The 12,370-nt window shown below is 59.0% G+C and carries 11 protein-coding genes; 4 read left to right on the top strand and 7 right to left on the bottom strand.

All coding sequences use genetic code 11. The features are described 5' to 3' along the window. Positions 1-130: 130 nt before the first annotated feature. From ABD982_RS00870 to ABD982_RS00860, 3 genes are read left to right on the top strand one after another with little or no spacing between them, the layout of a single operon-like run. Positions 131-3,880 (top strand): AAA domain-containing protein, encoded by a 3,750-nt coding sequence (locus tag ABD982_RS00870; RefSeq protein WP_345443531.1) that lies wholly within the window; start codon positions 131-133, stop codon positions 3,878-3,880. A gap of 24 nt (positions 3,881-3,904) precedes the next feature. Beyond that, positions 3,905-4,630 carry a hypothetical protein gene (locus ABD982_RS00865; protein WP_345443528.1) on the top strand — a complete coding sequence of 242 codons (726 nt, stop codon included), beginning with the start codon at positions 3,905-3,907 and terminating at the stop codon, positions 4,628-4,630. Positions 4,631-4,672: 42 nt separating this feature from the next. After that, complete coding sequence (locus tag ABD982_RS00860; protein WP_345443525.1) at positions 4,673-5,278, top strand: recombinase RecJ; 606 nt, start codon at positions 4,673-4,675, stop codon at positions 5,276-5,278. A 27-nt stretch (positions 5,279-5,305) separates the two neighbouring features. On the opposite strand, the gene ABD982_RS00855 is transcribed toward ABD982_RS00860, so the two are convergent. From ABD982_RS00855 to ABD982_RS00845, 3 genes are all read right to left on the bottom strand, one after another. Next, positions 5,306-6,229 (bottom strand): AEC family transporter, encoded by a 924-nt coding sequence (locus ABD982_RS00855; RefSeq protein WP_345443522.1) that lies wholly within the window; start codon positions 6,227-6,229, stop codon positions 5,306-5,308. A gap of 87 nt (positions 6,230-6,316) precedes the next feature. Then, on the bottom strand, positions 6,317-6,667 hold the full coding sequence (locus ABD982_RS00850; RefSeq protein ID WP_345443520.1) for a thiol-disulfide oxidoreductase DCC family protein: 351 nt from the start codon (positions 6,665-6,667) through the stop codon (positions 6,317-6,319). Positions 6,668-6,671: 4 nt separating this feature from the next. Then, entirely contained in the window at positions 6,672-7,520 is an 849-nt protein-coding gene (locus ABD982_RS00845; protein WP_285835733.1) for an HAD family hydrolase, read from the bottom strand. 121 nt (positions 7,521-7,641) lie between these two features. Here ABD982_RS00845 and ABD982_RS00840 point away from each other — a divergent pair, with 121 nt between their 5' ends. Next, positions 7,642-8,316: a metal-dependent transcriptional regulator gene (locus tag ABD982_RS00840; protein WP_345443515.1), complete on the top strand. Its 675-nt coding sequence runs from the start codon at positions 7,642-7,644 to the stop codon at positions 8,314-8,316. Here the strand turns inward: ABD982_RS00840 and ABD982_RS00835 are convergent. From ABD982_RS00835 to serS, 4 genes are all read right to left on the bottom strand, one after another. Continuing rightward, positions 8,306-9,109 carry a metal ABC transporter permease gene (locus tag ABD982_RS00835; RefSeq protein ID WP_251379711.1) on the bottom strand — a complete coding sequence of 268 codons (804 nt, stop codon included), beginning with the start codon at positions 9,107-9,109 and terminating at the stop codon, positions 8,306-8,308. The two genes, ABD982_RS00840 and ABD982_RS00835, sit on opposite strands and share 11 nt — an antisense overlap. Positions 9,110-9,140: 31 nt before the next feature. Then, positions 9,141-9,899 carry a metal ABC transporter ATP-binding protein gene (locus ABD982_RS00830; RefSeq protein ID WP_345443513.1) on the bottom strand — a complete coding sequence of 253 codons (759 nt, stop codon included), beginning with the start codon at positions 9,897-9,899 and terminating at the stop codon, positions 9,141-9,143. A gap of 7 nt (positions 9,900-9,906) precedes the next feature. Beyond that, the gene (locus ABD982_RS00825; RefSeq protein WP_345443511.1) at positions 9,907-10,839 is read right to left on the bottom strand and encodes a metal ABC transporter substrate-binding protein; all 933 of its coding nucleotides are present in this window, start codon (positions 10,837-10,839) and stop codon (positions 9,907-9,909) included. A 185-nt stretch (positions 10,840-11,024) separates the two neighbouring features. Beyond that, positions 11,025-12,329 carry a serine--tRNA ligase gene (serS, locus tag ABD982_RS00820; protein WP_345443509.1) on the bottom strand — a complete coding sequence of 435 codons (1,305 nt, stop codon included), beginning with the start codon at positions 12,327-12,329 and terminating at the stop codon, positions 11,025-11,027. Positions 12,330-12,370: the final 41 nt, after the last annotated feature.

Genomic DNA, 12,370 nt, shown 5'->3' with positions numbered 1-12,370 from the left:
TTGATGTCTTTATATACTGACCGAACAATGGCTCCCCGGATCTTTTTACCGACCAACCTACGCCTCTACGGGCGACCCTAAAGTGTCAGTCCCTCTTGCTAGCCTTAGAGAAACATATTAAGGAGCACCCATGTTCTTTACCGCATCAGAACCTTCAGACACCGCTGGTGATGCACCCCTGCGTCCGGTTTTTTCTGCCTCTGATCTGGTGAAGTCTGCTCAGTGTGAGTTCTCTGTTTTGCACACCGCCGACCAAAAGCTGGGGCGGGTGCCCCGTGACGAACAGGTGGTCAACGACAGCAGGGCTCGCGCAGCTACTCTGGGTGAAGCTCACGAAGCCAGGGTTCTTGCCGATTTAGTCTCTACCTATGGCATGTGGGACGGCGAGCGGGGTGTCTACGAGGTGGAGCCGGCAGCTACCTATACCCCTGAGGCTCTCAAAGAGAAACACGAAGAATCTCTTAGAGCTCTCAGAGCCGGCGCGGATGTAGTCTTTCAAGCTTCCTTTTTTGACGGTGAGTTTCACGGTCGCGCAGACTTTCTGGTCAAGCAAGCAAATGGTACCTACCGGGTAGTTGATTCCAAACTGGCACGTACCGCCCGGGTCACTGCCCTTTTACAGCTGGCTGCCTACGCTGATCAACTATCCCAGGCGGGTATTGAGGTAGACCGTCATGCTTCGCTCATTCTGGGCAATGGAGTTGAATCCCTTCACAATCTAGATACCATTACCCCCGTTTTTGAAGAGAAGCGGGAGCGTTTGAGGGTGTTGCTGAGCCTCCACTGCCAGCGTGGGCGCGAGCCGGTGCAGTGGCATTCAGACCCTGACTACGGCAGAATCAGCCGCTGCGGCGTCTGTGATGAGTGCCTGCTTCAGGTGCAGGAGCATAGAGATATTATGCTCACCCAGGGCATGACGGCGCGCTCCCGCAATCTCTTGATAGAGCGGCACGGGGTGCACCGTATAGAGGAACTGGCACAGTTGGCAGGTCAGCCTGGTTTGAGCGGTGCCACTCGTAAATTTGCTGAGCAGGCGGCTTTGCAAACGGGGCTCGCGCAACCGGATGCTTCGGTCGCCTTTGAGAGCGGAGGCCAGCAGCAGAGCGTGAGCTATAAGCTGCTCCCCAAGCATTCATTGGGGCAGCTGCCGCGGGCTAATTCTGAAGATATTTTTCTCAGCCTGAGGGGTGATGGTCTCTGGCGCGATGAGAGCCGGCCCAATGGGCAGCACTCCTGGGGGCTGAGCTACCTGCTGGGCCTAACCTCCTATTCGGAGCCGGGCCAAGTGCCCAGCTTCACCCCGGTCTGGGCCCACAGCCGGTCAGAGGAAAAACAGCTTCTTCTCTCCTTCCTCAATGCCGTGCATCAGAGGCGTACAGACTACCCCGGCCTGCACATCTATCACTTCGGTGCACAGACCAAGAACGCGCTACGTCAGCTAGCGGCCCAGCACAGCCTGGGCGAGGACTATATCGCAGAGCTACTGCGGCATAACATTCTGGTAGATCTGTCAGAAGTGTTGCGTCGGTCCTTAAGGGTCTCTGCGGGCACGGCTTCTCTGGCGGGTATAGAACCCCTATACATGCAGGGGCAGAGCCGAGCTTTTGAGATTCCGGAGGGAGCCTACGCAGATTTGGGTACTGCCCGTGCCTCCGATGATAGCCAGCGAGTTGCGGCTATTACCTCTGCTGTGGAGACCGATGTGCAGTTTGACGGAGTTTCTCTGCTGGGCTTGCGCAACTGGCTTTTGGAGTTAGCAGGGCGTGACGCCCGGGCCGAGACCAGGGAGCCCACTCCCCTAGTTGATGTCAGCGAGCTTCTAGTGCAGTCCGGTAAAGACGAGCAGGAAACTCAGGTGGAGCGCACCCTGCAGCGCTTCGTGGCGGGCGTTGATATGGCTGATGCCCTTACTCGACAGAAGGAAGCGGTGGCTATGGTTGCTTCTGCTACCGGCTACCATCGCCGGGAGCGCCGCCAGTTTTGGTGGGACCATTTTGACCGTTTAACCGCTCCGGTAGATGACTGGGAAGAGACCCGGGACGTCCTCATTTTTGAGCGAGTGGGTGTGCAGGAGGACTGGCACAAGCCTGCCGGTGCCCGCAGTCTCTCGCGGATTCTAGCCGGCACTGCGCGCCTGGCGCCGGGATCTTCGCTCAAGGTGGGCGATAAGAACCTTTTTGCTATGTACGCCCGCCCCCTGCCCGAGTTTTTGCAGCAACAAACCCACCAGCAGGCACTGGAATACGCGGCGCTGCACGAGGGCGTCCTGCCAGCACCGCTTGAGCGGGCAGGTGCCTTCAACAGCGAGATACTCGATTTAGAAGAGGTCGAAGGTGAGGACGCCCTAGTACGGATTAGAGTGCGCGAGAGTCTCAAAGGCTTTGGGGAGGGGCAGCCTGAACTTTACCGGGCACTGCCCCTGGCCGTGACCCCCTCCACCCCTATCCCCACAAAAGCCCAGGAAGATTCTCTCTTAGAGTTGGCGAGCGCCACCGCGCAATCCCTACCTCACTTGCCGCAAACCGCCGGAACCGACCTGCTTCTGCGGGCGTCCCCGCGGCTGAAAACCGGGGGTCAGCTGCCGCGTCCGGCTGATTTCGCACAGACTCACGGCAGTATGGCAACGGTTCAGGCGATTTACTCGGCGGTGGCTGAGCTTGACCGTTCTTTTGTAGCGGTTCAGGGCCCTCCTGGTTCTGGCAAGACCTTTGTAGGCTCCCACGTGATTGGACGGCTAGTAGCTGAGGGCTGGAAGGTGGGCATTGTTGCCCAGAGCCACGCGGTGGTGGAGAACATGCTGTTAGGTTGCATTAAGAATGGCGGGGTTGAGCCCGAACAGGTAGCTAAGGGTCTGGGGAAGAGCCAGACCCCGGACTTCCCCTGGCAGGAGGTGCGCAACCCTGAAGTTCAACGCTTCATGGACGGCGCGGGCGGGCGAATTTTTGGGGGCACTGCCTGGGATTTCGCGTCCGACCGCAAGTTCCGTGCAGAGTCGCTAGATTTACTGGTGATTGATGAGGCCGGCCAGTATTCCCTGGCCAACACGCTTGCGGTAGCGCGGTCAACTAAGAACCTCTTGCTCTTGGGTGACCCTGCCCAGCTACCCCAGGTCACCCAAGGTACCCACCCCTACCCGGTAGACGAGTCAGCATTGGGCTGGCTCTCTGACGGGCGTACGGTGCTCCCCGAGACGTTTGGCTACTTTTTGGATGTTAGCTGGCGCATGCACCCGGCGCTCTGCGCCCCGGTCTCCGCGCTGTCCTACGAGGGCAAGCTCAGCTCGGCGCCGGCCGGGGCTGAGCGTCTTCTAGAGACCTGGCAACCGGGGGTTTATGTGAGCGAGGTGGAGCACAGCGGCAACGGCACCTTCTCCGCCGAGGAAGCAGCCGAGGTGGTACGCCTGGCCCGCAGTTTCTTGGGGCATCAGTGGACGCCCTCCCTCCAGGAGCCCGAGAGCACCAGACCCTTGGAGCCTGAGGACATCATTGTGGTGGCAGCCTACAATGCCCAGGTTGAGACTATTCGCGAAGCCCTCTTAGAGGCTGGCCTAGCTGATGAAGACGGCGGGGTGCGGGTGGGCACGGTCGATAAGTTCCAGGGCCAGGAGGCGCCGGTGGTGTTAGTTTCTATGGCGGCATCCAGCGCCGGGGACTCCCCGCGTGGCACTGACTTCCTACTGTCGTCCAACCGCCTGAATGTTGCCCTTTCGCGCGGCATGTGGGCGGCGGTCGTCATTAAGTCAGCTAGTTTCACCCACTTTCTGCCCGTCTCACCGGAGGCGCTGGCGCTTCTGGGCGGCTTCATCAAACTCACCCGTTCGGCGCTGCCCCTACCGAGCTGTGCGGCGCTACCCAAGCGCCCTGCAAGAGAGCATAATTAGACCGGTACGTTACAAGGAGAGAGCATGGCACTAACCCCCACCCATCGATCACGATCACCCTACATTTTTCATTTTGATGGGCAGACCGTGGCTCTTGGTGAGCCTGACTTTTTGCAGCGTATCAACGACCGGCTCACCGAACAGAGCTACACCACCCGGCCCACTTTCTGGGACCAGGCCTACCTAGCCGACCTGTCGATGCAGAACCCCGAAAATTTTAGCCCCGGGTTAGAACAGTTCGGTGCCCCCAGTGACCCTGCCCTGCTCAACAGCGTGGGGGTGAGCTGTTCTCAAGAAGAATTCTGGTCTGCCATGTACGCCCGCAGCTTCGCGTCCACCCCCTGGTCAAAGGGCGAAGAAACGCTCTACATGCCGCAGCTCCCCAGCTGGTTAGAAAAAGCCCGCGCCTGGGTCTTTGACCCGATTGCTCCTTCGGAAGGCGCTATCGATGCAGCCGGCTGGGTGCGGGTGCGCGGGCGGGAGGGCGGCGGTCAGCCGGTAGGGCTCTTTCAGCTGACCAGCCCTGACTCCTTCTGGGTCTTTGGGTCAGATGTTGATTTGGCAGGTGTAGCGGACCTCTGCCGTTCCCTCGCCAAACTACGCACCGGTTTTGACCAGATAAGTGTCTACCTGGGCTACGATCTGTCCTGCAGCAGCATCGCTCTGCCTCTTGAATGCCGCCAACCCCTGGAAGAAGAGCTCTTCCTGATGGGCGTTGATACTGAGACCCTTTTCTGGGACGAGGGGTAGCTACCCCCACACAGACCGGGTGAGTAGGGCATACTGGAAACCGTGTTTGTTCTAACCTTTATCGCCCGATTAGCTAGCTCCGATATGTCCGCGCTCGCTCAGCGCTTGGAGCAGCTAGAGCCCACCGTAGGTTTTGCACAGACCTACCATGATGAACTACAGGGCGCTTTCGACACTGCCCAGGACGCTCTGGCGGCCGCCCTTCTGGGTGCTCGTCATGGCGAATTTTGGGTGGGTATCGGCGTTGGCTCCCTCACCCTACCCCGTTTTGCTACCGCTCTGGGAGTCGTAGCAACCACCGACTGCGAAGGTGCTGCCCTCAACGCTTCACGCGCCGCAGTAGAGCTGGCGCAGACCGGTGCACCTCCACGCGGTATCTGCCTGAACACCCGGGATCGCGAGAAGGCTGAGCAAGTCACCGGGCTGCTTCGCCTGCTCTACCGAGTGACTGCCGCCCGCACCGAGGCCGAGTGGCGCGTCCTTGATCTGCTCATCCCGGGGGTGCGCGGCCAGCAAAAAGCGGTGGCACAGGCTCTGGGTATTACCTCGCAGGCGGTCAGTAAGACGCTGGTGCGCTCCCTCTGGCACGAAGAACTAGCCACCCGCCCCCTGCTGGAACATCTCATGGAGCAGTTGAACGCCGCCTAACCAACCTGCCTGCAGAAGCTGCTACCGCTAGGCAAGCAGTAACGAAACCACCAGGATGACGGGCACCGCCCCGATGGTGGACAGCAGCACGATGTCACGGGAAAGACCAACCGCCACGTTATAGCGCACCGCGAAGTTATACATGTTCTGTGCGCTAGGTAGCGCCGCTAACACGGTGGTTGCAAAGACCTCCTGCGCATCAAGCCCGAAAACAAACTGAGCCAAGAGGTAGGCGAGCAGGGGCATCAGTACGTTCTTGAAGCTGGCGGCCAGAACAGTTTCAAGCTTTTGCCCGGGGGTATCGAGCAGACGCGAACCGCGCAAGGACATACCAAAAGCGGCAAGAATAAGGGGTACGCCGGCACCACCCAGAATTCGCAGGGGTTCAAGCACGATATCCGGTGGGGTAAACCCAGCGACATTGACCAGCAGGCCGAGCGCTGACCCAATAATCAGCGGATTCTTGACCGGCTGACTCATCACCGTGGTGAGCGAGGGGCGGCGACCGGTTGAAACCGTATCGAGAATCGTCAACACGATTGGCGCGGCAATCAGAAGCTGAAAGAGCAAGATGGGTGCAACTTGCGCGGCGTCCCCCACGATATAAGTAGCTACCGGCAGACCCATATTGTTAGCATTAATGTAACCCGAGGAGGCAGCGCCCACAGTAACCCTCCCGGCACTTTTCTTCAGCAAAAACCGCGCAATCAGTGCGTAGAGTAGGGCAACGACGCTGAAGCTGAGCACAGCAATGGGTAGCCGAGCAGAGAAAATAACGCGCAGATCAGCGTGCGCCATGGTGACGAACATGAGCGGCGGCAGGGCAACAAAGAAAGCAAACTTATTGAGTGCTAGGCCCGAGTTGGGGGGAAGGATATCCAGGCGGGCGACCAGGTAGCCAACCCCGACTACCACGGCAATAATCGTGAAACCCTCTAAAACTCCAACCACGCGGCGCCCTCCTTGCTCTGCCTCTCTAGGCTAGCAAGGTGAGCGGTAGCCAGGTGTAAGAGTGACCCTTTATGACGGCTCTGGCTCTTAGGTTTTGAGGGTGCAGGTGGTGGAGCGGTTATCTGCCACCAGACGGTAGGCCCGTTCAGCGACGGGGCGGATGAGGGGCTGGGTGAGCAGGACGCCGGCAGCCCGCACGGGAACATAGCGGCTGGTGCGCAGGGCTAGGCCAATAGCGAGCGCACCGTAGGCTACCTGCCCCTGTTCGGTGCGGAAGGGTATCTGCCGTATGAAGCGCTCTAGTTGTACCCCGGCGTCCAGCAGGGTTTCTGCTTCGCCGGGAACGACGCGCGCGGTGAGCCCGGCGTGTGCCAGTAGGTTGGCCGCACGCTGGCACATCCCGCAATCCGGGTCGTAGAAGAGCGCTGCTGATTCCATATGCCTAGAGCAGTTCGCGCAGAATCGGCACGAGGCCGTCTTCATAGACGCTGCCGGTGACGTCGGTGGCAAGTGCAGCAATTTCAGCTGGCGCTTGGCCCATAGCTACGCCACGGGCAGCCCAGTGAATCATTTCTTTGTCGTTGTAGCCATCGCCCACCGCAACGGTGTGGCGGGGATCAACGCTCAAGCGGCGGCGAATCTGTTCGAGGGCTGATGCCTTTGAAACACCGTGAGCGGCGATATCAAGCCAGGCGCTCCAGCCCACCGCGTAGTTAACGCCGTGCAGACCCACATCGTAGATAGCACGCTTGAAGTCATCGGGGGTTTGGGTTGAGGATGAGACCACCACACGAACCGCAGACTCCATAGCAGCCATCTCGGTGCGGGTTCTTTTCACGGTGTTAGCGCCAAAGGACCAGTCTTCAAAGTTTTCGGTGGCGTAGACGGTGCCATCGGGGGCTTCAAGAGCCAGAGAGGCATCGGGCAAACGTTTTTTGATCATGGTGATGGCGTGGGAGGGGTCAAAGCAGACCCTGTCCAGGATGCGGTAGCCGTCCTGGACCGCGGGGTCAATTTCAAGGGTTACTCCGCCATTGGAGCTCACCGCGTACCCTCTGGTCATGCCCACCATGTTCACGATGGGCAGGGTGGCACCCATGGAACGTCCGGTAGAAATGACCACGTGGTGACCAGCAGCCACTACAGCCTGGGCAGCTTCTTTGACGGCCTCGCTCATAACGCCGTCGTGGTTAACCAAGGTGCCGTCGATATCGAGGGCCACCAGGTACTTGACCCCGTCTTCCTTCTGCCAGTTAGAGCGTCGGGGCGGGTTTACTTCTAGATCTTTCATTGCAGCAATCACGCCTTTCAGTCTTGCAACTGGCTCTAGCCTACACCTTGCTCCCAGGCGAACAGGGGGTGAAAACTGTGGGACGGGCAGGGGTGAGTCGGCCTGCTCTAGACTGTTACCTATGCCTCTTGACCATCTTTCTGATAGCACCCAAAATTACCTCAAAATTATCTGGAGCATCACCGAGCATGCTGACGCCCCCGCCACCACCTCGGTGATTGCCGCGCGTGCCGGGTTGCGGCTATCGTCCGTATCGGATGCCGTGAAGCGGCTGGTAGCTGCCGGGTTGGTGGAGCACCAGCCCTACGGAGCGATTGAGCTAACTCAAGAAGGCCAGGCAGCGGCCCTGCAGGTGATTCGTCGCCACCGCCTCATTGAAACCTTTCTGGTGAAAACCCTGGGCTACACCTGGGATCAGGTGCATGATGAAGCTGAGGTGCTAGAACATGCTGTCTCTGATCTGATGGTTGAACGTATCGATGCGGTGCTGGGGCACCCCACTCGTGACCCCCATGGCGACCCTATTCCTTCGGTCTCGGGCGAGGTAGATAAACTGGCTGGCCTCACTCTAGAGCAGGCTTGCGAGGGCCAGCAGCTGGTAGTTGAACGCATTTCGGACGCTGACCCCGCCCTGCTACGTTTTCTCGCTCAACAGGGGGTCGGCCCCGAGGCGAAATTGACCGTGCTCTCCCGGGACGCAGCGGGTCACCTCACTTTGTCTGCTAGGGGCGAAGCCACCTTTGCGCTCTCCCCTCAGGGCGCTGCTGCTGTCTTTGTGACAACGGCTACTTCCTAACTTTTCTGCGCGGGCGCAGCAGGCCGTGTTGCGGGGCAAAGAGATAGGCGCAGATGAAAATAGCACCCAGCGCCAGTACCACGGCACCACCGGCTGAAACATCGAGGTGGAAGCTGGCGTAGAGCCCTACCAGAGAACCCAGCACCGAAACACAGGCAGAGATGGCTAACATGGGTGCGAAACGGTCAGTCAGCAGGCGGGCAGTCGACCCAGGAATAACCAACAGTGCGACCACTAGCACCACTCCCACGATTTGCAGGGCCAGCACCGAGGTCAACGCCAGACAGACCAGCAACAGACCAGCCAAAAAACGGGGGCGTAGACCAATAGCGTGGGCATAGCCGGGGTCAAAGGCGTAGAGGGTTAAGTCGCGTTGCTTAAAGAGTAGGGCGGCCGTCACCAGAACACCCAGGGTAGCAAGCTGGAGCACATCAGCCCAGGCAACCCCCAGCACATTACCGAAGAGGATGCTATGCAGGTCAGTTTGGGAGGGAGTCACCGAGATGAGCACCAGTCCCAGCGCGAACATGACGGTAAAAACAATGCCGATAGCGGCGTCCTCACGGATGCGCCCTTTAGAGCGCACCGCCCCTATCAGCCCCACCGCTACCAGCCCAGCGACGACTGCACCCACGGCGAAGGGCACCCCGGTCATGTAAGCGAGTACCACTCCTGGAAGCACTGCGTGGGAGATAGCGTCACCCATCAGGGACCAACCCATGAGCACCAACCAGCAAGAGAGGAGGGCGCAAACTAGGGCCGCTAGTACCGTGACGAGAAAACCGCGCTGCATAAAACCGTAGGTCAGAGGGTCTATCAGAAGCTCATACACCGCTGCCTCCTAGTGGGTTCATACCAAAAGCGCGCACTAGGTTCTCGGGAGCCAGCACGGCACCCGGCTCCCCGCTGAGCAGCACCTCATTCCGCAACAGCACGGCGGTATCAGCTAATTCGGCTAAATTGGCTAGGTCATGGGTAGAAATCAGGACGCCCGCCCCAGCGTCCCGAAGTTGGCGTAGCAAGCTCACCAGCATGGTCTCACTACGTTTATCGACTCCGGCAAAGGGTTCATCCAACAGAAGCAGGCGAGCACCCTGTGCCAAACCGCGGGCTACAAAAGCACGTTTCCGCTGGCCACCAGACAGGTTGCCGATTTGCCGGTGGGCAAGATCAAGAAGATCAACACGTTCAAGTGCTTCATCAACCGCCGCCCGGTCTGCTGCCTTTAAGCGTCGTGTGGGGCCCAAGCGCCCGTATCGCCCCATCGAAACCACATCCCGCACTGACACCGGGAAGGTGAAGTCGATGTCCTCACTCTGCGGCACATAACTCACCAGGCCCAGTTTGCGAGCCTGCGTAGGTGTTTGACCGTCAATGAGCACCTGCCCCTCAGCCGGGGTGACTCCCATAATCGCTTTAAAGAGAGTGGATTTACCGGACCCGTTCATGCCCACCAGCCCACAGATTTCACCGGACTGGACGCTCAGTGAGGCACCCTTGAGGGCCTGCACCTCGCCGTAGTTCACGGTCAACTTCTGAGCGTCCAACAAGAGCTCAGCGGGCTGGTCGTTGCTCTTGGTCACAGGAAACTTACTGGCCGAGCGCACGAGCAATCACCTCCGCATCATGGCGTATCAAATCCAAGTAGGTAGGCACATCCCCGCCCTCCTGCGATAGGGAATCAACATAGAGCTCACCGGCGTAGGTAGCACCAGATTCAGCGGCAACCTGCCGCATGGTATCTGCGGGCACGGTGGTCTCGCAAAAGACAGCAGGCACCTGTTGCTCCTTTACAAAGGTTGCCACCTCGGCCACTCGGGCGGCTGAGGGATTACCATCACTGTTCACTGCCCAGAGATACTTCTCGGTGAGCCCCGCATCCGCTGCCAGGTAGGAGAAGGCGCCTTCGCAGGTCACTAAGGCGCGTTGATGCTGTGGCAGGTCACCCAGGTCAGTGATTAGCCGGTCATGTACAGCCTGTAGCTCCTGCTTGTAGGCGCTAGCATTCGCTGCGAAGTCAGCAGCGTGTTGGGGGTCAAGATCGGCCAAAGCAGCAGCAATATTGTCCACATACATTTGGGCAGTTAGCGGGCTCATCCAGGCATGGGGGTTGGGCTTATCAGCTGAGTCGCCTTCCGCGATACCGATAGTCTGAACACCTTCAGAAACCGTCACGCTTTCCGCATCGGCGTCCTGCAAGAACTGCTCTAACCAGCCTTCCAGGTGCAAGCCATTGACGAGAATGAGGTCAGCATCTGCTGCCTTTCTCACGTCAGATGGCACCGGGTCATAGTCGTGAATTTCAACCCCTGGCTTGGTTAAAGACTGCACCTCTAGGTGCTCGCCTGCCACGTTTTGGGCAAGATCGGCCAGAACGGTGAAGGTAGCTAACACGGTGGGCTTGCCACTATCGGCAGGTTCAGGGGCGGAGCAGGCAGTCACTAGCCCGGTAATCGCAACCAGGCAGGTTATGAGAAAAGTACGCACTGAAATGAGCGTTGACCACCAAGGCGTCATGGGCATTTTGTCCCTTCGGGGTTAGGCAGAGCCTTGCGGGGTGCGTCCTTGCAACCGTTGAAGTATTCTGGCCTGTGTGCCTCCATCATAAGTTCGCCTCAACGAACTTTCAAATTTTGGGGTAGAAAATAGCGCGGCGCCCCTTCATACGGTGATGAAAGGACGTCGCGCTACTACTGTTCAGCTACCCTTTAGGATGCTACCGGGATGATCTCTAGCCAACCCATGTAGGGGCGAAGCGCCTCGGGGATGCGCACTGAGCCGTCTGCCTGCTGGTGGGTTTCCAGCAGTGCAACAATCCAGCGAGTGGTTGCCAGGGTGCCGTTGAGGGTGGCCACCGAGCGGGTGCCACCCTTCTTGGTCTTACCCTCAGCAGTTACGGTGTCAGCCTGGCGCTCACGTATATTCAGACGGCGTGCCTGATAGGTGGTGCAGTTGGAGGTCGAGGTCAGCTCGCGGAAAGCGCCCTGGGTAGGAACCCACGCTTCGCAGTCAAACTTACGGGCAGCGGATGAACCTAGGTCGCCCGCCGCGGTGTCGATGACGCGGTAGGACAGCTCGCACTTAGCCAGCATTTCCTCTTCCCAGGCCAGCATCTTGGTGTGCATCTCTTCTGCCTCTTCAACGGGGCAGTAGACAAACATTTCTGCTTTGTTGAACTGGTGCACGCGGATGATGCCGCGGGTATCCTTACCGGCAGAGCCAGCTTCGCGGCGGTAGCAGGAGGACCAGCCCAGGTACTTCTTCGGGCCCTTTTCGAAGTCAATGATTTCATCGGCGTGGTAACCGGCGAGCGCCACCTCGGAGGTGCCCACCAGGTAGAGGTCATCGCGCTCTAGGCGGTAAATCTCATCGTCGTGCTCCACGTTGAAGCCGGTGCCGTTCATGGTTTCTGGGCGCACCAGGGTGGGGGTGGTCATCATGGTGAAACCGTTGGCGGTTGCCTGATCGAGGGCCATCCACATCAGAGCCTGCTCCAGGCGGGCTACATGGCCCTTGAGGAAGTAGAAGCGGGAGCCAGATACCTTAGCACCGCGCGCCATATCAATACCGTCCACCAATTCACCGATTTCTAGGTGGTCGCGGGGCTCAAAGCCTTCGGCCTCAAAATTGCGGGGTTCACCTACGGTCTTGACAACGGTGTAGTCGTCTTCGCCGCCGGCGGGGATGCCATCAATGATCAGGTTGGCCACCGAGCTGACCAGTTGTTCCTGGTTCTTCTGAGCTTCCTCGCTAGCTGCCTTAGCTTCTGAAACCTTCTGCGAAAGCTCCTTTACCTCAGCCAGTAGCGCCTGCTTTTCTTCCTTAGCAGCCTTGCCAATCTTCTTTGAGAAGACGTTCTGCTCTGCACGCAGGGCCTCAAATTCAGAGATTTTCTGGCGGCGGGTAGTGTCAGCTTCCAGAATCTGGTCGATGAGGGTTTCGTCGGCGCCACGGGCACGCTGGGAGGCGCGGAAAGCGTCGGGGGTTTCGCGGAGGAGGTTAATGTCGATCATGCCCTTAAATTTACCGCAGTTTTAGAGAGGTTCTAGTTTTA

The sequence above is a fragment of the Rothia endophytica genome (assembly GCF_039543885.1).
Classification (GTDB): domain Bacteria; phylum Actinomycetota; class Actinomycetes; order Actinomycetales; family Micrococcaceae; genus Rothia; species Rothia endophytica.
Note: the sequence above shows the minus strand (reverse complement) of the source record. Positions and strands in the feature narration are given on the sequence as shown.

Excerpts from the sequence above, each read along its gene's own strand:
- ABD982_RS00825 (WP_345443511.1), bottom strand. The coding sequence starts at position 10,839 with ATGCCCATGACGCCTTGGTGGTCAACGCTCATTTCAGTGCGTACTTTT.
- ABD982_RS00850 (WP_345443520.1), bottom strand. The coding sequence starts at position 6,667 with ATGGAATCAGCAGCGCTCTTCTACGACCCGGATTGCGGGATGTGCCAG.
- ABD982_RS00870 (WP_345443531.1), top strand. The coding sequence starts at position 131 with ATGTTCTTTACCGCATCAGAACCTTCAGACACCGCTGGTGATGCACCC.
- ABD982_RS00840 (WP_345443515.1), top strand. The coding sequence starts at position 7,642 with ATGCCTCTTGACCATCTTTCTGATAGCACCCAAAATTACCTCAAAATT.
- ABD982_RS00835 (WP_251379711.1), bottom strand. The coding sequence starts at position 9,109 with ATGCAGCGCGGTTTTCTCGTCACGGTACTAGCGGCCCTAGTTTGCGCC.
- ABD982_RS00845 (WP_285835733.1), bottom strand. The coding sequence starts at position 7,520 with ATGAAAGATCTAGAAGTAAACCCGCCCCGACGCTCTAACTGGCAGAAG.
- ABD982_RS00865 (WP_345443528.1), top strand. The coding sequence starts at position 3,905 with ATGGCACTAACCCCCACCCATCGATCACGATCACCCTACATTTTTCAT.
- serS (WP_345443509.1), bottom strand. The coding sequence starts at position 12,329 with ATGATCGACATTAACCTCCTCCGCGAAACCCCCGACGCTTTCCGCGCC.